The sequence below is a fragment of the Cupriavidus pauculus genome (genome assembly GCF_008693385.1).
In the GTDB taxonomy this organism is placed as follows: domain Bacteria; phylum Pseudomonadota; class Gammaproteobacteria; order Burkholderiales; family Burkholderiaceae; genus Cupriavidus; species Cupriavidus pauculus_D.
In genome coordinates this window covers 2,050,284-2,070,786 of sequence record NZ_CP044067.1, presented here as the reverse complement: position 1 = coordinate 2,070,786, position 20,503 = coordinate 2,050,284, and the positions used below count along the sequence as shown (strand labels likewise).

At 68.5% G+C, this 20,503-nt stretch carries 16 protein-coding genes; 1 reads left to right on the top strand and 15 read right to left on the bottom strand.

The window, feature by feature from the left end; genetic code table 11:
* Window positions 1–11: 11 nt before the first annotated feature.
* The 15 genes from FOB72_RS27530 to FOB72_RS27460 all read right to left on the bottom strand — a co-directional run bounded on the left by FOB72_RS27530 (window position 12) and on the right by FOB72_RS27460 (window position 18,226).
* Window positions 12–3,131, bottom strand: coding sequence for an AAA family ATPase (locus FOB72_RS27530; RefSeq protein WP_150376166.1), 3,120 nt, complete (start codon window positions 3,129–3,131; stop codon window positions 12–14).
* On the bottom strand, window positions 3,128–4,273 hold the full coding sequence (locus FOB72_RS27525) for an exonuclease SbcCD subunit D (protein ID WP_150376164.1): 1,146 nt from the start codon (window positions 4,271–4,273) through the stop codon (window positions 3,128–3,130). Before FOB72_RS27525 ends, FOB72_RS27530 begins: the two co-directional genes overlap by 4 nt.
* A 62-nt stretch (window positions 4,274–4,335) precedes the next feature.
* Complete coding sequence (locus FOB72_RS27520; RefSeq protein WP_150376162.1) at window positions 4,336–5,718, bottom strand: sigma 54-interacting transcriptional regulator; 1,383 nt, start codon at window positions 5,716–5,718, stop codon at window positions 4,336–4,338.
* Window positions 5,719–5,733: 15 nt separating this feature from the next.
* Window positions 5,734–7,455 (bottom strand): TadG family pilus assembly protein, encoded by a 1,722-nt coding sequence (locus FOB72_RS27515; RefSeq protein ID WP_223851596.1) that lies wholly within the window; start codon window positions 7,453–7,455, stop codon window positions 5,734–5,736.
* Between the two features lie 12 nt (window positions 7,456–7,467).
* Window positions 7,468–7,836 carry a DUF3613 domain-containing protein gene (locus tag FOB72_RS27510; protein WP_150376160.1) on the bottom strand — a complete coding sequence of 123 codons (369 nt, stop codon included), beginning with the start codon at window positions 7,834–7,836 and terminating at the stop codon, window positions 7,468–7,470.
* Between the two features lie 32 nt (window positions 7,837–7,868).
* The gene (locus FOB72_RS27505; RefSeq protein WP_223851595.1) at window positions 7,869–8,735 is read right to left on the bottom strand and encodes a pilus assembly protein TadD; all 867 of its coding nucleotides are present in this window, start codon (window positions 8,733–8,735) and stop codon (window positions 7,869–7,871) included.
* Entirely contained in the window at window positions 8,732–9,775 is a 1,044-nt protein-coding gene (locus tag FOB72_RS27500) for a type II secretion system F family protein (protein ID WP_150376158.1), read from the bottom strand. The genes FOB72_RS27505 and FOB72_RS27500 overlap by 4 nt, the downstream gene beginning before the upstream one ends.
* Window positions 9,776–9,786: 11 nt before the next feature.
* A complete protein-coding gene (locus FOB72_RS27495; protein ID WP_150376156.1) occupies window positions 9,787–10,713 on the bottom strand; it encodes a type II secretion system F family protein in 927 nt (308 codons plus the stop codon).
* On the bottom strand, window positions 10,706–12,022 hold the full coding sequence (locus FOB72_RS27490) for a CpaF family protein (RefSeq protein ID WP_150376154.1): 1,317 nt from the start codon (window positions 12,020–12,022) through the stop codon (window positions 10,706–10,708). The genes FOB72_RS27495 and FOB72_RS27490 overlap by 8 nt, the downstream gene beginning before the upstream one ends.
* A gap of 1 nt (window position 12,023) precedes the next feature.
* Window positions 12,024–13,241, bottom strand: coding sequence for a pilus assembly protein (locus FOB72_RS27485; protein WP_411859885.1), 1,218 nt, complete (start codon window positions 13,239–13,241; stop codon window positions 12,024–12,026).
* 34 nt (window positions 13,242–13,275) lie between these two features.
* Window positions 13,276–14,697 (bottom strand): type II and III secretion system protein family protein, encoded by a 1,422-nt coding sequence (locus FOB72_RS27480; RefSeq protein ID WP_150376152.1) that lies wholly within the window; start codon window positions 14,695–14,697, stop codon window positions 13,276–13,278.
* Between the two features lie 15 nt (window positions 14,698–14,712).
* Entirely contained in the window at window positions 14,713–15,660 is a 948-nt protein-coding gene (gene cpaB, locus FOB72_RS27475; RefSeq protein ID WP_150376150.1) for a Flp pilus assembly protein CpaB, read from the bottom strand.
* Between the two features lie 31 nt (window positions 15,661–15,691).
* A complete protein-coding gene (locus FOB72_RS27470; RefSeq protein ID WP_150376148.1) occupies window positions 15,692–16,168 on the bottom strand; it encodes a TadE family protein in 477 nt (158 codons plus the stop codon).
* A gap of 219 nt (window positions 16,169–16,387) precedes the next feature.
* Window positions 16,388–16,594 carry a Flp family type IVb pilin gene (locus tag FOB72_RS27465; RefSeq protein ID WP_150376146.1) on the bottom strand — a complete coding sequence of 69 codons (207 nt, stop codon included), beginning with the start codon at window positions 16,592–16,594 and terminating at the stop codon, window positions 16,388–16,390.
* Window positions 16,595–17,002: 408 nt separating this feature from the next.
* Window positions 17,003–18,226 carry a collagen-like triple helix repeat-containing protein gene (locus tag FOB72_RS27460; RefSeq protein WP_150376144.1) on the bottom strand — a complete coding sequence of 408 codons (1,224 nt, stop codon included), beginning with the start codon at window positions 18,224–18,226 and terminating at the stop codon, window positions 17,003–17,005.
* A 567-nt stretch (window positions 18,227–18,793) separates the two neighbouring features.
* Between FOB72_RS27460 and FOB72_RS27455 the strand changes: the two genes are divergently transcribed.
* Window positions 18,794–20,443: a collagen-like triple helix repeat-containing protein gene (locus FOB72_RS27455; protein WP_150376142.1), complete on the top strand. Its 1,650-nt coding sequence runs from the start codon at window positions 18,794–18,796 to the stop codon at window positions 20,441–20,443.
* Window positions 20,444–20,503 lie beyond the last annotated feature (60 nt).

Below are 20,503 nucleotides of genomic sequence, written 5' to 3'. Positions count from 1 at the left end.
CTTCCGTGAGCTTAGGGTAGTTGAAGCACCGCGTGGCTGCCGGCCGCGCCGGGGCGGACTTCCAGCCGCACGTCGATGCGTTCGCGGAGCTCGCTCACGTGCGAAATGATGCCGACCAGCCGGCCCGCCTGCTGGAGATCCAGCAGCGTGCGGATGGCGAAGTCGAGGCTCTCCGGGTCGAGCGTGCCAAAGCCTTCATCCACGAACAGCGTGTCGAGCTGGATGCCGCCCGCGCGCGATTGCACGACGTCGGCAAGGCCGAGCGCCAGCGACAGCGAGGCGAGGAATCCTTCGCCGCCGGAGAGCGTATTGGCCGGACGCGTGCCGCCGGTGTCATGGTCGAACACTTCGAGGTCGAGGCCGCCCGCGCTGCGCTGGTCCACCTGCTCGCGCACGCGTTGCAGCGTATAGCGGCCGCGGCTCATGCGCATGAGGCGCTGCGACGCGGCCTCGAGCACTTCGTCCAGCAGCGAGGCGAGCACGAAGCGCTGGAACGTGATGCGGCGCGGATTGTTGCCATTGGCCACTTCCGACAGGCGTCCGAGTACCGCGTAGCGTGTCTCGATATCGCGGCCGTCCGCTTCCAGCGCGTCGAGCAGGCGCTGGCATTGCAGCAGCGTCTCCCGCGCGGCGGCCAGTTCGCTGCGCTGGCGGATTGCGGCCTCGAGGTTGGCGGCGGCGGTGTCGCGTGCAGCCTGCAGGGCCGGGAGGTCGGGCGGTTGCAGCGATTTCGCTTCGGCCTCGGCACGTTCGCGGCGGTCTGCCGCACGGGCGATCTCGAGCTCGAAATCGCGTACGGCCTCGTCGAGGGCGACCATCGCGGCCGGGGGCAGGCATGCGGTCTGCCAGGCTTCGAGACTGTCGAAGCCGGCGGCGGCAATCGCGTTGACGAACGACGCCTGCGCCTGCACGTGGCGCGCGTCGGTCTGCGTCAGCTGCGTACGCGCGGCGTCTAGCGCGGCCACGGCCGCGGCCAGCTGCGATGCGGCATCGCGTTCGGTCATCTGCGCGCGTTGCAATGCCTGCTCAAGCGCCAGCGCACGCTCGCGCGCTTTGGCGAGCGCGGCTTCGAGCGCGACCGGGTCGCGCGAGTCCTCGGGCACCTGCTCGCAGGCGCCACGCCATTCGCCTTCGAGTTGCGCGGCGGCCTGCGCGAGCTGCTGCGCGACGTGCTCGGCCTCGCGCGCCTGCGCGACGGCGGCTTCGTGCGCGCCACGCGCATCGGCATGCGCAGCCTCGAGGTTCGGCAACCGCGCGCCCGCTTGCGCCGCGACCTTGAGCGCGTCCGTCAGCCGCGCCACCTCCCCATCGATCGCCCGCGCGGCGGCCGCAATGTCGTCATCGGACGCGTTGGGCGCGCTGGATGCGTCGTCCATCCGGGCCACAGCCGGCGCCGGCTGCAGCCGTGCCAGTTCCGCAAGATCCGCAAGCCGTGCCTCGGCCTGCGCCAGCTCTCCATACGCAGCATGCCGGCGCGTAGCGGTCGCCTGGACCTGCTCGTCCGCCCGATGCAGCGCATCCCGGCTCGCATCGAGTTGCGCGTCGCCGATCGACAACAGCTCCGCATGCACCGCCGGCGACGGATGCTCCGTGCCGCCACATACGGGGCATGGCGCGCCGCGCGCCAGGTCGCTCGCCAGCCGCGCGGCCTGTCCCGCGCGCCAGGCCCGTTCATCGTGCACCAGCGCCTGCCGCGCGCCATCGCGCGCGCTCACGGCGCGAACATGCGCATGCTCGGCCGCCGCCAGCGCCTCACGCAACCCGGGCATGCGCGCACGCGCGGCCGCGTACTGCGCCAGCCGCGTCTGCTGCTCGACCGCCTGATCGCGCTGCAACGTCAGCGTGGCCATCGGTATCGCCTCCGCCCGCGCACGCTCCAGATCGACCGCGACCGTCTGCTGACGCTCCAGATGCTTCGCCACCGCCGCCGTCGCCGTATCGCGCGCACGCGTCGCGCCCACCAGCGCCTTCGCGGCATCGGCCAGCCGCGCCTGCAGCGCACTCATCTGCCGCGCGCGCGGCAGCATCGCCTCCCGCGCCGCAATCTCGCGTTGCAGCGCCACGCGCATCTCGCCACGGCCCTGCTCGCCGGCCAGCACCTCGGCCGCCGCGCGCGCGGCCGTCGAATGCGTCGCCACCTCCTGCTCGCGCTGGGCCAGCGCTTCCCGCGCCTCGGCCTGATCGCGCGCCATCGCCGCCAGATGTTCGGCCATTGGCGACACCTGCGCCGCCCGCTGCGCCGTGCGCAGCCGCGCGCGCTCCGCAACCATCGCCTCTCGCCGCGCGGAGAGCCTGCCGAACGCTTCCTCCGCGTCCTTCCAGCGCTTGAGCTGCTGCGCCTCGATCTCGGCCTTGCTCAACGCAGCCCGTGCCGCATCGCTATCGGCACGCGCAAGCTGCTCCTGCCGGTCGAGCATCGCCAGTGCATCCTGCTGCCCCGCGATCCGCGCGGCCAGCGCCTCCGGCGTTGCCAGCGCATGCTGATCGAGCAGCGTCTTCCGGCGCAGCGAAATCGCATCGGCCTCGCGGCGGATGCCCGCCGCCTGCTCCTTCAGCAGTTCCTCGACGCGCCGATAGAGTTCGGTCTGGAACAGGCGCTCGAGAATCGCCTGCCGTTCCTGCGACTTCGCGGTCAGCAGTTCGCGGAACCGCCCCTGCGGCAGCACGATGACCTGCCGGAACTGCGCGCTGTCGAACCCAAGCAGTTCGCGCACCGCATCGCTGACGCGGCCAGGCTGGGTCGCCTTGCTGACCCAGCGCTCCTCGGCCAGCGCGTCGAGCTGCGCCTTGGGAATCTCGCGCACGAGCGTGCCCGACGCACGAAGGCTCGGACGCTCCTGCGCGGGCGAACGCGTGACGCGGTAGCGCTGCGAACCCAGCGCGAACTCGAGCGTGACTTCGGTGCGCAGCGCCGGATCGGCATTGGCATTGCGCATATCGCGCGGATCCCGCTCGCCACCGGACGTGTCGCCATACAGCGCAAAGCAGATCGCATCGAGCAGCGTCGTCTTGCCAGCGCCGGTAGGGCCATGAATGAGGAAGAACGCCTGGTCCCCCAATTGGGTGAAATCGATCGACTCGCTGGTTGCGAACGGACCGAACGCCTGCAATTTCAGGTGCAGCGGTTTCATGCCGATTCCCTTTCCGATGCCGCCATTGCGGCAAGCAGGTCGTCCAGCGTACGGCGCTGGTCCACGTCGAGGTCGGCGTCGGCCACCTCGCGGAAGAAGCTGGCGAACAACGCGCCGGTATCGAGTTCGCGCAGGCGGCGTCCCGCCTCGCGTGCGCTGCCGCTGCGCGCGAGCACCGCGCGCTCCATGGCCAGCGCGTTCGGATAGGCCTGCCGCAGCCGCGCCATCGGATCGAGCAGCGCGCCGGCATCCGTCAGTACCGCATGAATGTAGTCGTCGCGGCAAGGGTCATCCGCCGCGCTGGCGATAAGCGTGGCCAGTTCGCCACGCAACAGCCGCAGATCGCGCATCGGCCGCAGGGCGATCGGCTCGATGCGCACCGCGCCTGCCCCGTCGAGTTCCACCAGCGACACGCTCTTGGCGTGGCCCGCCTCCGACAGCGAATACTTGAGCAGCGACCCCGAGTAATGGACATTCGTGCCCAGCGTCTGCGGGCGATGCAGGTGGCCGAGCGCGACATAGTCGAAGCCGTCGAACACGCCGGCCGCGACGGCACCGCTGCCGCCGACCGAGAGCGGCCGCTCCGATTCGCTGGCCGCGCCACCCACGACAAACGCGTGCGCCACGGCCACCGATCGCGTGTTCGCCGGATGCGCGGCGCGAATGGCCGCCAGCTGGGCACCCAGCGCCGCCTCGTGATGCGGGAGTTCGAGGCCCAGCGCGTCGCGCACGACGGCCGGTTCCGCGTAGGGGATCGCATAGATGCGGACGTCGCCATGCGCGTCGCGCAGCGTGAGGCCGCTGGCCTGCGCGCCCACGCGTCCCGCCACATGCAGACCCTGTCCGGTCATGAGCCGCGCGCCGAAGTCCAGCCGCTGGGCGCTGTCGTGGTTGCCGGCGATCATCACGACGGGCACACGCTCGCCGACGACAATGCGCGCCAGCACATCGTCGAGCAGTGCCACCGCGTCCGGCGGGGGCACCGCGCGGTCGTACACGTCGCCCGCGATCAGCACGGCGTCTGGCCGTGCATCGCGGACAAGGGCGACGAACTGGTCGAGCACGTGGGCCTGATCCTCGATCAGGCTACGGGCATGGAACAGCCGACCGAGATGCCAGTCGGCGGTGTGGAGAAAGCGCAATCTGATTCCTTGGGCAACGTCATTCGCGACACGAGTGCCGCATCATAACGTCACGCCGCGGCTCAGGCGGATTCCACTTCGTTGTCCGCGGCTTCGCTGTCGACGATCTGATACTTGCGCATCTTCTCCCACAGCACCTTGCGGCTGATGCCGAGGCAGGTCGCGGTGTCCTGCCGGCGCCATCCGTTCGCGTCCAGCGCCGCGATGATGCGGCGCCGCTCCTCGGCATCGCCGCGCGACTCGGCCGGACGCTCGCCGCCATCGAACGCGCCGGGACGCAGGCCCCGGAACAACGGCCGGATGCGATCCTCGTCCCAGGCACCGCACTGCTGCACGGTGATCCCCACGCGCTCGGCGAGGTTGCGCAGCTCGCGCACGTTGCCGTTGAAGAACGCGGTGCCCACCGCGCCCTTGAGCCAGTCCGGCATCGGCGGCAGCACGTCGAACCGCTTGGCGCCCATCATATGGCGCATGAACGATTGCAGCAGCGCCACCTTGTCCGCGGCACCGCGCTCCTCGAGGCTTGGAATGCGCAGCTCGATCACCGCCAGCCGAAAGTACAGGTCCGCGCGGAACTTGCCCTGCCCTACCGCCTCGCGCAGGTCCTTGTTGGTCGCCGCGACGAGGCGGAAGTCGAGCTTCACCGGCAGCGCCGATCCCAGCCGCGTCAATGCGTTCTCCTCGAGCACGCGCAGCAGCTTGACCTGCTGGAACAGCGGCAGGTCGCCGATTTCGTCGAGGAACAGCGTGCCGCCGTTGGCCTGCTCGAAATACCCTCGATGCGCGAACATCGCGCCCGTGAACGCGCCCTTGGCGTGGCCGAAGAACTGCGATTCGAACAGTCCATCGGGAATCGCGCCGCAGTTCACCGCGATGAACGGTCCCTTGCCGTACGTGCGATTGCGATCGTGGAACAGGCGCGCAATGCGCTCCTTGCCCGCGCCGGTCTCGCCATAGAGCATCACGTTGCTGTCGAAGTCGGCGAACGTGTCCACCTGCTGCAGCAGTTGCAGCATCGCGGGCGATCCGGCCACGAGGTCCGCGACATCGGGTCCCGTCTCCGATGCGGCCAGCAGCTGGGGCATCAGCTTGCCGATCTGCGTGCGCAGGTCCGGCCCCGAGAAATCGTGCGGCAGGATATGGGCGTATTCGGCCGGGAAGCGGCCCGGGTCGACCTCGCGATCGGGCGCGGCGACCCACACGACGGGCATGCCATGCGCGGCTTCCCACTCGAGCGTGAATTTCGCGGTACCGATCGCCGATGCACTGATCACGGCCACGCAGGGTTTCGTACGCGGCTCGGCAGGAAACGACTCGAGCGCGCCAGCGCGAATCACATCGACCCCAAGCGGCGTGAGAAAGCGCGCGACGCGGTCGGCAATCTCGTACTTGCCTTCCCAGACATAGACTTCGAGGCTCTCGTAGGCCCAGCGGTCGGCTTTCATGATTTCGTTTTCGTTTCAGTACACCAGTTCGGCGTTGTTGCAGTCGATGCCATTCATCCAGAGGTCGGCATTGCCGAGCTGGATGCCAAGCGGCTTCAGCAGGCTGTTGACCACAAGGTCCAGCAGATTGGCTACCGGCGTCAGCAGCGCCGCCAGAAGTCCAGGAATATCGATGATGGGCGGTATCAGGATCCCGCCCAGATCGAGCGTCGGACGCAGGTTGTTGAGCAGCGAGGTCACCGCGGTCGTCAGTTGATTCGTGGCCGGCGCCTGCACATATCCCCCCGGCGCCAGCACGATGTCCTGCGATCCCGCCGCGCCCACCGGATTCGATACCGGCACGTTGACGACCTTCACACCGAGGATATTGGCCAATACCGTCCGCGTCGGCTCGCAGCTCGCGGAGCCATCCGAGTTGGCCAGGCACACCCTCGCCACCTGCTGCGTGAGCCGAAGCGTCGCGCGCCGGTCCGCGGACGTGGCGGCGCATTGCATCTGCGTAAGCGAGGCGTTGGCGGACGCCGCTTCGACGTACAGCGGCAAATTCACCGAGGCCACCGCCAGATCGACCACCACGTCCAGCCGCAGCCCCAGTTGCGCGGTCTGCGCCGTGGTCTGCCACGTATTCGTGCCGGTCTGCCGGACGGGACCAACGGCCGTCTGCGGCGGCTGCGTGACGTAGAGCCCCGCGCTGGTACGCGCGATGCCCAGATTGACATTCCCGAGGCTCACGCGAGCGCCATTGCTGTTCGCAAGCTGCGCGGACAGCATCAGCAGCGACGCCACGTTAAGGCCGACCTCCGCCGCCGACGAGGCCGCCGGGGCCAGCACGCCGAGCGCGAGCAATCGCGCCATGCTCACGGCAACGCCGACGGCCCCCACACCGAGCGTGGTGGCGGGACTACCTAGCGCCACGCCGAGCAGCGCGCTCTTGTTGGCCGCCTTCAGCACCAGCGCGTAGAAGTCGCGCAGCGACAGCTGCAGCCCGAGCAGCTGATCGATCGTGCCCACGCCCGCGGCCACGCGAAGCTGCTCCAGCGTGATATTGGTGCCGACTAGCCCGCTCCAGTCCAGCGCCGAGAAATTCACGGTCACGTTGGGACCCAGCAGCTTGCCCAGCAGGCCATTCGCCGTGTTCACGTCGAGCAACCCGCTGGCCAGCGAAAACGACGCCACCGGCGGACTCCCCGCCGCAATCGCCTCCGCCCGCAATTGCCGCCCACTCGACCCCGGAAACACAAACAACACCGGCAACGTCATCGTCGCCTGCACGCGTACCGCATTCGGCGACACCGTCGCCGGGTTGTAGCCCGCGTTGAAATGCCGCCTGCTGTCGCCATTCGCTGGATTGCCCGGATCCCAGAGCCCGAGGCACGCGCGCATGCCATCCGCCGCGCCGCTCGCCACATCGCCGCACGACGTCGTCACCGCAGGCTTGTAGCCGTTCTGCGTCGCCGTGCCCTGCACGGCCGCCATCACGCTGGCGCTGGTCGTCGCAAGATCCGCCGCGCGCTTGAGTTGCTGCGCGCCCGACACCGCCGCCAGATCCGCTATCTTCTGCAGCTGCCGCTGCCCATAGAACACATACCCGATATCGATCGACACCAGCGCCGCCACCCCGATGGTCGCCATCAGGATCACCGCCATCGCGCTCACGGCGCCACGCTGCCGCGCACGCGCGCAACATGCGCCGCTCCCGCGAGCGGAGAAGGTCCTGGAGGCAAACGTGGCGTGCATGACCGGCCGTCCTTACTGCCCCAACGCCTGCCCGAACGACTGACTGCCCGACCCGCCGCGCAGCGGACTGCCCGTCGCCTGGCTCGTGAAGTACTCGGGAATCGCGTAGCGGAAGCTCTCCAGATAGCGCTCGTAGCCAAGCGCGGCCTGCTCGCCCGTCATCGGCAGGCCGGGGCCCGCCTGCGCGCCCGAGCGCTGGATCTGCAGCAGCGCGCGCGTATCGTTGCGCTCGGCGATGGGCGCCATCCGCACCGGCGGGGGCGCGGCATCGGCCGCCGGCTGCTGCGCGAATGCCGGCGTGGCGGGCAGGCAAAGCGCCGCGCCAAGTGCTAGCCCAACAGCCGGGGCGGCAAAGGTTCGGAGGCGGGTGGCAAGGTTCATGGCGGATGTCCTGTTGCGATGGAGGCCGGGCATCAGGGTTGTGCCCCCGGTTGTATTCCCGGTTGTATTCCCGGTTGTATTCCCGATAGCGCGCCGCGCGCGTCGGTCATGGCCAGCGGCTTCCCCGCCGCGACCTTGCCCGCCGGGCCACTCATGGCATTGGCCCGCGCCTGTGCCGCGCGCGCGATACGATCGGCTTCCTTTCGAATCGCCGCACGCGTGTTCTCGGGCAGGTTCGCCTGCTGCATCATCGCGGTGGCCTGCGCGCGCTTGCCGTCCGCCATCATCCAGACCGCGGCATTGCTGACGATGCGCGGGTTCGTCCCGTCGAGCTGAAGCGCCTGCATCACGGGCACCTTCGCTTCCTGCAACGCGCCCCCGCGCATCAACGCATAGCCAAGGTCGTTCGCGATGGGCGCATTCACGGGATCCAGCGTCGCGGCCTGCCGCAACGCCATCACCGCCCGCGTGAAATCGCCCTGGCGTCCCGCAAGCAATCCCAGCCCGTGGTAGGCCCGCGCCGCCCGATCGGTGCCGGTCAGATCGCGATAGGCCTGCGTGGCCGCATCGTCCTGGCCCGTCTCGCGCAATGCATCGGCGCGCAGCAACCTGAGTTCCGGCGTCGCGCCAAAGCGCTGCTGGTAGGCGTCGATATGCGCCAGCGACGCGTAATACAGCCCCTCCTGCTGCATGCGGCCGATCAGGCCCAGGTACACGGCCTTGTCGCTGTACTCGGCACGCTCCTCCTTGTCGCGCAGCTTCGCGAGCTCGATCTGTGCCTCGGCCTGCTGGGCCATCCGCTCGGCGCTGTTGGAACCGGCCCCCAGCCCGGCGCAGCCGCCCAGCAGGGCCATCGTCGTCATCGCGGCCATCGCGCGTGCCATGCTCTTCATCGTCATCGTGCCGCACCCATCTGTGCCAATAACCGAATGGCGCCAAGAAAGCCCGGTCCCGCGGTGATGATCAGCAGTACCGGCAGCAGACTCACCACCATCACGCCCGTCATCTTCACGGTCAACTGGCCGATTTTTGCCTTCATGCGCGCCTTGCGCGCGACCTGCAAACGTTCGCCGAACTGGCGCAGCGGCTCCTGCACGCCACCGCCATGGCGGTCCACCTGCGTCAGCAGGGTGATCAGGCCCTTCAGATCCTCGCTATCGAACAGCCGGCCGATGCGCAGCAGCGTCTGCTCGCGCGAGCGGCCCGAGGCGAACTGCTGGTTCGCGCGATGCAGCTCGGGGCCGAGCACGCGCAGCAGATTGCCGAACTCCACCACGATGATCTGCAGGCTCTGGTCGATCGACATACCCACGCCCTGCAGCAATCGCAGCATGTCGATCAGGACCGGCAGTTCCTCGTCGACCTGCGCGAGCCGCGCCTTGGCGCGCCGGCGCAGCCAGAGCTTGGGCGCGAAGAACCCGAAAGCGAATGCAACGAATCCCCACGTCAGCGCCGCATCGCTACCGCGTGGCAGCTGCCAGATCACGGCAACGATCGCCGCCACGATGGGCAGCGCCACGCGCAGCCCGCCAAACACGGTACGCGCGCGCACGCCGTAGTAGCCGCACTGCTCGAGCAGCGCCTGCTCTTCCTCGGTCACCACCGCGCGGCCGATGCGCGACTCCAGCCAGCGCTGGTTGAAGCGCGTCTGGATCGTCTTCCCGAGCGAGTTGCCGAGTTTGCCGCCGAGCGCCGTGCCCGCGACGCTCGTGGCGCCCGTGGCGCTCGTGGCGGCGGCTGCATTGGCAGCGGCCGCGACGCCGGCCGCCGTGGCGGACGCCGCCGGCGCTGCAGCACCGGCCTGCCGCTGCAGCGCCGAGTCGATCGTGCGCGTCGCGCGCGAGCGCTGCCGCCACTGCCGCAACAGCGGCCATGCGAGCAGCCCCGCCGCGCATGCGACCATCAGCAGGCTGAGCGAGACCAGTGTCGTCATCGTCATGGTCGCGCTCCCTAAATCGATCGGGCCAGCCGATACAGCAGCGCGACGCCCGCGATCTCGAGGCCCCCCGCGGCAATCAGCATGGCGCGGCCCGCGGGGTCCTGCCACATCGACAGGATGTAGCCCGCATTGATCACGAACAGGGCGCCGGCCATCACGAGCGGGAGCAGCCCGAGCACCCATGCCGACATCCGCGTCTCCGCCGACAGCGCCAGCAGTTCGCGCTGCGCTTCCTCGTGATCGCGCATGAAGGTCGCCGTGCGCTCCATCACCACGTCCGCGCGCCCGCCATAACGCGTGGCCAGCCGCAGCACGGCCGCCACCATCACGAGTTCGTCGAGGCGATACACGCGCCCCACCTGCAGCACCGCCTGGTCGAGCTCCTTGCCCGCGCGTTGCAGATGAATCGCCTGCACGAGGCACTGGCGCAGTGGCGCTTCCGTGTTGACCACCGTGTTCTGGAATGCGGCGGGCACGCTGCTGCCAATCGCCATCAGCCGCACCACGCCATCGAGAAAGCCCGGCAACTGGCGCAGCATGCGGTGCTTGATGCGCCGAATGCGCAGCGATACGAAAAACGCGATCAGCGCGCCCGATACGACGAGCATCGCCACCGCGCCGATCGTGCCGCCCAGCATCGCGCCGACGAGGATCGTGACGCCCGCGGGCACGCCGAAGCGCAGATATGTGCGCCGCGTATCGGCAAGATCGGCGCGCCGCAGCAGCTCGGTCCAGCGCCGCTTGAGATCGCGCGCGCTGGCCTGCGGACCCGGCTCCACCGGCGTGGCGTAACGCGCGCGCACCTGCTCGGTCTGCGCCTGCAAATGCGCGCGCGCCCCCTCGGCCTGCGCGCGTGCGCGTGCCGTCGCGAGCATGAGCAGGCCCGCGCCGAGAATCACCAGCGCGATGGCCGCGAGCAGGAGGCTGGCGCTAGACATCGAAGCGGTCGTCGAGCATGAAGCCGGCCGGACGCATGCGCGCCAGCTTCGGCGAATGAGGCATCAGGCCGAGCGAGAGCCAGCGGTCGGTCTCGCTGCCGTCCGGTCCCTGCACAGGCTCGTGGCGCCACAGCTCCTGCGTGGAGATGATGTTGTCGCCAAGCCCGGTGACTTCGGTAATCGACAGGATGCGGCGCTTGCCGTTGGACAGCCGGCCGATCTGCACGATGAAGTCGATGGCGTTGGCAATCTGCCGCCGCAGGCTGATCTCGCTACCCTGAAACCCAGCGAAGCCCGCCAGCATCTCCAGACGGTACAGGCACTCGCGCGGGCTGCTCGCGTGGATCGTCCCCATCGAGCCATCGTGGCCCGTGCTCATCGCCTGCAGCATCTCCAGCACCTCGCCGCCGCGCACTTCCCCGACGATGATGCGGTCCGGCCGCATTCGCAGGCTGTTGCGCAGCAGATCGCGAATGGTCACCACGCCCGTGCCCTCGAACCCGCCGGGCCGGCTCTCCAGCCGGACCACGTGCGGGTGATTGAGCGCCAGTTCCGCGGTGTCCTCGATCGTGATCACGCGTTCGGTCACGGGCACGAACGTCGCCAGCGCGTTGAGCAGCGACGTCTTGCCCGAACTCGTGCCGCCGCTGACGAGAATATTGCAGCGCGCCTTGACCGCGGCTTCCAGCAGTTCGCAGATCTCGGGGTTCATCGTGCCGAGCGATTGCAGGTCGGCCGGCGTCAGCGGGTCCTTGCGGAACTTCCGGATGGACACCACGGGCCCTTCGAGCGCGAGCGGCGGAATGATGACGTTGATGCGGCCCCCGTCGGGCAGACGCGCATCGACCATCGGATTCGACTCGTCGAGCCGGCGGCCGATCGGCGCGAGAATCCGGCGCACGATGCGCAGCAGATGCCCGCCATCGGCAAAGCGCACGGGAATGCGTTCCAGCACCCCATGGCGCGACACATACACGTCCATCGCGCCGTTGACGAGGATGTCCTCCACGGCGGGGTCGTTGAGCAGATCCTCGATCGGCCCGAAGCCGGCCAGCTCCTTGGTCAGCGCTTCGGAAATCTGGCGCAGTTCCACTTCGTTGATCGGAATGCGGCGCAGCCGCGTGAAGCTCTCCAGTTCCAGGTCGACAAAGCGCTGGATCGCCACGCGCGACCACCGGCCGAACTCCGCACCGAGTTCCTCGATGCGCGTCAGCAGATGCTCGTGCGCGGCCTCCTTGATCGTATGGAATTCCTGCGAAGCAGGAAACGGGGCAGCGGCGTTGTCCGAGAATTCGATCGCTTGCGTCATGTCAGTTCCCAGCCCGCTTGCCGCGCGGCGCGCGCCAACCATCGGGCAGTTTCTCCTTCATCCGGGCCAGCAGTCCGCGATCGGCCGCATGCCCCGCCTGATAGCCCAGCCGTACCGCGAGCGCCTCCACGGCGCGTACATACGGGTCGGCGGGCAAGTCGTCCGCGAGCACCACGCCGCGGTTGGTCGCCAGCAGCAGCGCTTCGCGCCGCTCGGGCAGCGTGTCCACGGCGTGCACCCCCACGCGATCGGCAATCTGCGCCGCATCCACGCCCAGACGCGCGTCGAAACGCGAGACCACGAGCCGCAGGTCGTCGCGCTCGATCTCGCGCTTCTTCAGTTCCTGCAGCAGCTCCGCGGCGGACACGATCGCGCCGAGGCTCTGCTCCACGACGATCATCACGTGATCCGCCGCATTGACGATCTGCGCCATGAAGTCGATATTCGTAAAGCCGCCGAGATCGATCACCTGCAGATCGAAAAAGGCGCGCAGCCGTTCGAGCAGGGCGAGCGCTTCCGAGTACGAGATATCGCGCAGCTCGCCCAGCGTGGCCGGCAGCGGCAGCAGCGAGACGCCGTTGGCCTGATGCGCGAGCGCGGTCTGCACGAACACCTGATCGAATCGCCGCAGGTTGCGCACCGCCTCGACGAAATGAAACTCGGGCGTGACGTTGCAGTACAGCGCCGCATCGCGCACGGGCAGGCCGAGGTCCAGCAGCAGGACTTCCGACGACGCGCCGCGGCGTGCTGTGGCGGCCAGGTTCACGGCCAGCGTCGTCGCGCCGACGCCGGCCCTTGCGCCGAGCACGGCCACGATGCCGCCCCGCCGCGTCGGCTCCGCGGCCTTCACCTGCGAGCGCGGCAACATCAGGCGCTTGACCACGGCCGTGGCATCGGCCGGATTCCCGCGCAGGTCGATAAAGTCGCGCACGCCCGCGCGCAGCGCCACGAGCATGGCTTCCGGTTCGGTCGCGTGTCCCACGGCAACGAGCGGCAGCGTGGGGAACAGGCGCACCACATGCTCGGCCAGCCGTCCCGACACCTGCGCATGCGCCCCCGAGAAGTCGAGGAATACGAGGCCCGGGCGAATCGCGCTCACCTGTTCCACGAACGACTCGTGCGAACCGTCTTCGGCCACGAGCGCGCCCAGTCCCGTCAGCGCGCCCCCGAGCCACTGGCGCACATCGTCGCGCCGCGTGTTCATCAGGAAGTAATCGATCTCCACGTCTCGCTGCATCATCGGTGCCCGATCCTTATCGCGAGAAGCCGGGCAACGTCGGATCGACGTATTCCCCGGCCATGAAGCGCCCCCACACGTTCGGGTTCGCCTTCGTGGTGCCATCGTTGCCGACGGCTGCCACCGCGGGCGCATCCCTGGCCATCGGCTTCACGAGGTGCGGCGTCACGATGATGACCAGTTCGCGATCCTCCTGATGGAAGTTCAGGTTCTTGAAGAATGCGCCGATCACGGGCAGGTCGCCGAGGAACGGCACCTTGCTCACATTGCTCACGGTGTTGCGGCTCACGAGCCCGCCGATCACGAAACTCTCGCCATCGCCGAGCTCGATCATCGTGTCCGCGCGCCGGGTGACGATCGCCGGCACCGAGGCGCCGTTGATCTGGATGCCGCGCGACGGATCGAGGTCGCTCGCTTCGGGCGCCACCTTCAGCGCGATGCGCTGGTTCGAGATCACCGTCGGCGACACCGTCAGCCCGATACCGAACGGCTTGAACTGGATCGTCGTGGTCCCGAGCGCCTGCGGCACCGGAATCGGAATCTCGCCACCCGCGAGAAAGCTCGCGCTCTGTCCGGACAGCGTGACCAGCGTCGGCTCCGCCAGCACGCGCACGAGCCCGTTGGCCTCGAGAATGCTCAGGTTGGCAAAGAGGCCGCGCGACGCCGAGGCCGCAATCAGGTTGAACGCGCTGGCAATCGGCACCGTGCCCTCGATATCCGTACCCTGCCCGCTCGGCGTGATCTTGGTGATGCTGGTCGGACTGAACGAGCCGAATGCAAAGCCGCCGTTCTGCTTGAAGAAGTTCAGGCCCACTTCCTTGATGATGGTCTTGCTGATCTCCACGACCTTCACGTCGACCTGCACCGTGCCGGAGACCGGTACCGTCGAGCGATCGACGATGAGTCCGCCCTTCGCATCGGCCTTGCCGTCCGCCGCCTTGCCATTCGACGTGGCCATGCGTGCCGCGCGCTGCGCGCGCGCCGCCGCGGCCGCGTCGGGAGACTGCCCGCTGATGGTGGCGCCAGCGGTGGAGATGCTCACATCGGCGCCACCCCGGTCGGGCGCTACCGCATCCACCTGTACCGAATAACTGATCGGTGTGCCGCCGGCCCAGATCATCAGGTCGGTGATACCGGGCGACTTGGCGACGACGAGCACGGAGGGCGGACCGCTGCGGTGCTTGAGCAGCAGGGCATCGGCCACGGCCGGATTGCTCACGGCCACGCGTTCGAGCGCGGGGCCGGGACGAATTTCCTGTTGCGCCCCGGCGAGCATGCGCATCGAGCGCGTGCCGGTAGCGGCTTCCTGCGCGCGAGCGGATGCCGCGAGCGCGAGCGACAACGGGAACGACAGCGACAACCACAGCGATAGCGCCAGCGATGCGGCAACGAGCGTCGAAGCACCGGATCGCAAGGCAACGAAAGGATGAGTAGGCATACCGTGCGACTCGTGTTATTCGATATCCCGCTTGCCGGCGCGGATGACTTCCACGCCGGAAGTCCGGGTCGTCGTTGCGGCCTCGCGGCGCACCGGGGCGGCAACCGGCACCGGTTGCGCAGCGGGTGGCACGGGGCGGACCGCGGCCGGCGGGCTGCCGATCATGCCGGCCAGCGCCACCCCCGCAATCGCGCGATCGGCGGGGGCATGCGTCGCTTCCGCGGGCACGCCGGCGCGCGCCTTCAGCACCCCCGCGGGCTCGGGGAACATCCCGTCGCTCGGCATCTCCGGATCTTTCGGATTGCGCAGGGCCAGCATCAGACGCCCCGCCTGCTGCGCCAGCGCGAGCTGGCTCACCGCGGCGAGGGGCACGGACAGTACCGCCGTCTTCGCGCCGTCGCGGCGCGTCATCATCTGCTCCGCCTCGTGTGGCGGCGCTTCGTTGACCGCACCGTGACCGTAGGCCAGCACGCGCAGCCGGGACAGCAGCATGCGCGCCTGGCTTTCCGCGATCTCCTGAGAGTCGCGGCGCATCACCACGAACACATCGACGTAGTCGCCGGGCTGGACCTGATGGCCCACGCCGATCACCTCATCGACCGCCACGGCCACCGCGCGCTCGCCCTCCGGCACCTGGCGCGCGAGACCGGCCAGCAGCTGACTTTCGAGCACGGGCGCATTCGCGCCCAGCGCCACGAGCGGCACCTGTCCCACGACGCGCGTGGTGTCGCGATAGGCGCCGCCGGGATCGATCGGCAACTGTTCGATCCGCACGGCATCGGCGGTAATCGGCTTGCCGGCCTCGACCGCGCGCGTAGTGACCACCACGGGATGCATGGCCACGGTCCCCGTCTGCGGCGCCACGGGCGTGCTCTGGCGGCCCACCTGCCACGCCAGCAGCGCCAACAGGCCCGCCAGCACGAGCAGGCAGACCGCGATGATTCGGATGGTATTGCTGCTCATGCATCGACCCTTTTGAGACCCGGCGTTGTTGTCATGTATCCGGCGAAAGCTGCACGGTCGCGCTGCCAGTGAGCGTCGCCGGTACTGGGACCAGCGGCAGCGTCGGCAACAACGTCCTAGTAGGCAGGTTCAGGGTCACGCGCACGCAGACGGCTCCGGCAGGCGCTGTACATGCAATGGCCTGCGCGATATCTGCGCTATTGACGAGCGAACGAATGGAAACCGGCAGCGTTGCCTGTGCAGTCTGCGCGGCGGCGAGCACGCGTGGCCCCACCGTCGACCCCGCGTTGCCGCCGTTCGATGCCAGCGGGTAGCGCAGCGCAGCGCGCGCGCCTTCCGCCGCAGCGAGCGTCAGCGCCTGCTGCAGAGCAAATACAACGCCGTAATAGACAATGCCCAGCACTACCGATATCAGCATCGGCAGCACGATGGCGAACTCCAGCGCCGCAACCCCCGCGGTGCGGCGCCGGCTCCGGTTTCCCCGGTTCCGGTTTCCAACTCGTGACATGCTTCACCCGGTCGTAAGACCGCCGCGCGCCAAACCGGTGGCGCGGACCCTGAATGAGAAAACGTTCTTGCGGATCGACGTGAAGGCATGGACGTAACGCACACGCAGGACGCACGCCCCCCCGCACTCGCACGCGAAACGTGCGAACGTCTGTCGGAAGATCAGAAGCGCGACAAGGTGTGCGTGACGCTCATGCGTTCACGCGAGGGGCCCGTGTGGTCAACTGCCAGAACCAGAACCGGTCGACGTACCAGTCATCATATTCTTGACGGTGGTGCCCAGCGTGGTGAAGCCCGAACTGATATCGGTGCCCAATTGCTTCGCGCCGACGGCGATGCCCAGCGCCACGAGACCCACGATGAGGGCGTATTCGATCGCGGTAGCACCGCGTTGTTGTCGTTGAAAGCGCGCCAGCACTTTTTTCATGATTTCACTCCCGACGTGAAAAAACACAACTCGCGACCCCAGCGCTGCTGTTATTTACCCCGTAAGTCCCGTACTAACTCTAATTGGTTAGTTACTTTTGACGTTTTTCTCGCTGGTGGAGAATTTATAAAACATGCATTGTCGTAGACATACCCCCCATTCGAGCTATGCGAGTGTGAGCATACGCACAGACAAGCGTTTGAAGCACGGAGTACGGGCGAGAGTAAGCCCTCGCTGAATACTCATTTTGTTAAAGAACGGGGTTGAGACATGGAGAAAGTGCAGCGTCCGGACTTTAAGAGCCGGAACGCTGCATGCTGCGAATAAAAGGATGCGCCGCGCGGGGTAAGGACGACAGCGCACCGTAAAGTAGTCGTTAAGGGAAAATCCTGATGAGCGAAATGCCACTCAGCGCGCAAGGCCGAGCAGATTCGGCAACCCGAGTGCCGTCTGTCCGCTCGTGCCCGTACCCGTCGCACTGCCCGCGGCACCCTTGAGCCCGCCCGTCAGGCCTCCAACCAGGCCCGTCACGGGCGCGAGCAGACCGGTGACCGGCGCAAGCGGGCTGGCGCTCCCGCTTCCACCCGTCGCACCGCCCGTCACGTTCCCGAGACCGCCCGTCAATCCGCCCAGCAGACCCGTGACCGGCGCGAGCGGGCTGGCGCTCCCGCTGCCCGAACCACCGAGGCCGCCGAGGCCACCCGTCAAACCGGAAAGCGGCAGGTTATTGAACAGGCCGCCAAGCGGATTGCCGCCGACGCTGCCATTGCCGTGCAGGACCACACCGGCCACCGCCACGGTCTTGCCCAGTTCGGTCACCACACCGCCGAGCGGCGATACGACGGGCGCATGCGTATTCGTCAGCATGCTGCCGCCGCTCGCAACGGTGCCGCCGAGCGTGGCAAGCAACGTGTTCACCGGCGCGCCGAGTCCCGTGGCCGCCCCCACCGTCTGCGTCCCGTTCGTGACCTGCGTGGTCAGCGGCACGATCGCCTTGCTCACCTGCGTCGTGACCTGTGCCACGGGGCCGTTGCTCAGCGCGTCGCCGAGCTTGCCGCCAGCGGTCTGGACCACGTCGCCGACCTTCTGCACGACGCCGCCCACGGGATTCACCACCGGCGCGAGCGGAGCGAGCTGATCGCTGCCGAGCGACTTCACGACATCGCCGACGCTCGATACCGTCTCGCCAGCCTTCACGACCACGTTGCCCGTATTGCCGACGGTCACGCCCACGGGGTTATCCACCGCACCGATCTTGCCGAGTCCATCGCGCACGCCACCGCCCAGCGTGGCCACCGTCTCGCCTGCCTTGATCAACACGCCACCGGTCGCGTCCTGCGTGGCATCGGGCAGCAGCGGGAGGTTCGCATCCTGCAACTGCTTGCCGATCTCGCTCACGGCATTGCCCGTGGCCACCACGGTATTGCCCACACCGTTGCCGACCTGGCCGACAGGCGTGGTCTGCGGCGTCTGCGCGGGGGGCGTGGGATTGGAAGGCGTCGAGGGCTGGTTCGGATTACCCGGATTCGCACCGCTGCCATTGCCGCTCGAGGAGCAGCCAGCCAGCATGAGCAGAGCCGCCGCGCTGGCGACGGCCATCACATTCATCGGACGGTGGGTCGTGACCTTCATGATTGTTCTCCTTTGGTGTTCTTTCGCTATGGATCCCGCGCGGCTTTAATGCTCGATCGACATCTACGTGGCCGACCACCCGTTCGGATCGGCGACGCTGCATTCATCGATGCGCTGTCGAATTTCGCGGACCCTGTTCCGCAAAGCGCGTGCCAAGCGCTGACGCTTGTCTCAAACGATCCTGTGCCGCGGGTCGCCAGCCCTTGTGACAGGCGGCTCTCTGGCATTTCGCCACCGCGTGCCGCCGCATCGCGATGGCCGCCGCGCGGACGTTACGTGTCACGAAACGTGTTTCGCCGTCACCGCGCCGTTACGTAACGCGTAACGCGATGCGCGGGCCGCGCCGGCACCGTCCGCTTGATGCGCGCGTTTGACCGATGCCGCGCAAAGCCTTGTCGCAGGCGGCTTCCAGCGACCACCCCCCACAGAAGCGGTACGGACACCGTCCACTGGCACATCGCTTGCGCTAATGGCATACGGGTACGGCGCGCCGCCATATGCAGGGCACAACAGCGGCAACGAGCGTCGTGAGTCCTTTGTCGGGTAAATCAAAAAAGGAATACGGTCATGCGCAACGCACAACGTCGTGCTTCGAAGCACGCAGCAAACCAGGTCAATCACAACGAGATTCGTCACCCCATCGCCAACAAGGTGGCGCTGGCCGCGCTGGTCGGCGCGCTGCTCGCTCTGGGCGGCTGCGCGAGCGGCAGCGGTTCCACCTCGATGGGCACCGCGGGCACGTCCGGCAGCAACGGTTCGACCGGCACCATCGGTGGCGGCAACGGCGGCACCGGTGGCGGCACCGACAGCGCCAACAACGGTGGCAACAATGGCGGCAACAACGGTGGGAACAACGGCGGCAATAACGGTGGCAACAACGGCGGTAACAATGGCGGCAACAACGGCGGTGAAACCGTCGTCAAGACGCCGACCAGCACCGTCGCCGACAACGCGGGCAACATCGTCAATAGCATCGGCAACGCCGTCACCGATATCGGCAATCAGGTCAAGAACGCACCGTTGCCCGTCGTCTCGACGCAGACCAAGGAAGGTCTCGGCGGCGTACTGACCTCCGTTGGCGGCGCGGTCGATGCGCTCGGCACGGGCGTGAAGAACGGCCTCGGCAACATGCCCAACAATGCGAACCCGCTGGGCACGACCGTTGCCAGCACCGGCAACGTCGTCAGCAACCTCGGCGGCGCGGTCAGCAATGCGGGTGGCGCGGTGGCCGGCCTCGGCACCGGCGCGCTCGCGCCGCTCGGCGCGGTCACCACGCCTGTGGGCAGCCTGGTCACGCAAGTCGGTGGCGTGGTCGACAAGGTCGGCGACAAGCTCGGTACCGCGCTCTCCACGGGGCCGGTCGAGCAGATCACGAGCAGCGTCAGCAAGGCGATCGTGCCGCTGACCTCGGCCTTGACCAGCACCACGCAGAACGTCGGCGCCGCCACCGGCCTCGGCGTTCCCGTCAGCACGCTGCTTGGCGCGCTGGGCGGCGCGCTCGCCAATGGCGGCAACACCATCACCCATACCAATACGCCGGTGGTCTCGAGCGTGGGCGGCATCGTCACCAGCGCGGGCAACACGGTCGCGTCGGTCGGCGGCATCGTCAACAACCCCGGCGGTGCCGGCAGCGGCGGCAATCCCCTCGCCCCGATCACGGGCCTGCTCGGCGGTCTGACCGGTGGTGCGAACGGTGGCGCGGCCAGCGGCCCGCTTGCACCGGTCACCGGCCTCGTCAGCGGTCTCACCGGCGGACTGACCGGTGGCGCCAACGGCGGCGCGGCCAGCGGCCCGCTTGCACCGGTCACCGGCCTCGTCAGCGGTCTCACCAGCGGCCTGACCGGTGGCGCAAACGGCGGCGCGGCCAGCGGCCCGCTTGCACCGGTCACCGGCCTCGTCAGCGGTCTCACCAGCGGCCTGACCGGTGGCGCAAACGGCGGCGCGGCCAGCGGCCCGCTCGCACCGGTCACCGGCCTCGTCAGCGGCGTGACCAGCGCGCTCACCGGCGGCGCCAACGGCGGCGCGGCCAGCGGTCCGCTCGCACCGGTCACCGGCCTCGTCAGCGGCGTGACCAGCGCGCTCACCGGCGGCAACGCGCCCGCGGGCGGCACCGGCGGATCGGGCTCGGGCAGCACCGCCAACCCGCTGGCACCCGTGACCGGCCTCGTCGGCGGTCTCGTCGGCGGCGTGACCGGCGCACTCGGCGGCAAGCGCTGATCCGCGGCAATCCACAGCACGGCAACACCGCAGTACGGCAGCGGCTTCGCAGAACCGGCA

Excerpts from the sequence above, each read along its gene's own strand:
- FOB72_RS27515 (WP_223851596.1), bottom strand. The coding sequence starts at position 7,455 with ATGCACGCCACGTTTGCCTCCAGGACCTTCTCCGCTCGCGGGAGCGGC.
- FOB72_RS27495 (WP_150376156.1), bottom strand. The coding sequence starts at position 10,713 with ATGTCTAGCGCCAGCCTCCTGCTCGCGGCCATCGCGCTGGTGATTCTC.
- FOB72_RS27490 (WP_150376154.1), bottom strand. The coding sequence starts at position 12,022 with ATGACGCAAGCGATCGAATTCTCGGACAACGCCGCTGCCCCGTTTCCT.
- FOB72_RS27520 (WP_150376162.1), bottom strand. The coding sequence starts at position 5,718 with ATGAAAGCCGACCGCTGGGCCTACGAGAGCCTCGAAGTCTATGTCTGG.
- FOB72_RS27460 (WP_150376144.1), bottom strand. The coding sequence starts at position 18,226 with ATGAAGGTCACGACCCACCGTCCGATGAATGTGATGGCCGTCGCCAGC.
- FOB72_RS27500 (WP_150376158.1), bottom strand. The coding sequence starts at position 9,775 with ATGACGATGACGACACTGGTCTCGCTCAGCCTGCTGATGGTCGCATGC.
- FOB72_RS27530 (WP_150376166.1), bottom strand. The coding sequence starts at position 3,131 with ATGAAACCGCTGCACCTGAAATTGCAGGCGTTCGGTCCGTTCGCAACC.
- FOB72_RS27480 (WP_150376152.1), bottom strand. The coding sequence starts at position 14,697 with ATGCCTACTCATCCTTTCGTTGCCTTGCGATCCGGTGCTTCGACGCTC.
- cpaB (WP_150376150.1), bottom strand. The coding sequence starts at position 15,660 with ATGAGCAGCAATACCATCCGAATCATCGCGGTCTGCCTGCTCGTGCTG.
- FOB72_RS27505 (WP_223851595.1), bottom strand. The coding sequence starts at position 8,735 with ATGACGATGAAGAGCATGGCACGCGCGATGGCCGCGATGACGACGATG.
- FOB72_RS27470 (WP_150376148.1), bottom strand. The coding sequence starts at position 16,168 with ATGTCACGAGTTGGAAACCGGAACCGGGGAAACCGGAGCCGGCGCCGC.
- FOB72_RS27455 (WP_150376142.1), top strand. The coding sequence starts at position 18,794 with ATGCGCAACGCACAACGTCGTGCTTCGAAGCACGCAGCAAACCAGGTC.
- FOB72_RS27465 (WP_150376146.1), bottom strand. The coding sequence starts at position 16,594 with ATGAAAAAAGTGCTGGCGCGCTTTCAACGACAACAACGCGGTGCTACC.
- FOB72_RS27510 (WP_150376160.1), bottom strand. The coding sequence starts at position 7,836 with ATGAACCTTGCCACCCGCCTCCGAACCTTTGCCGCCCCGGCTGTTGGG.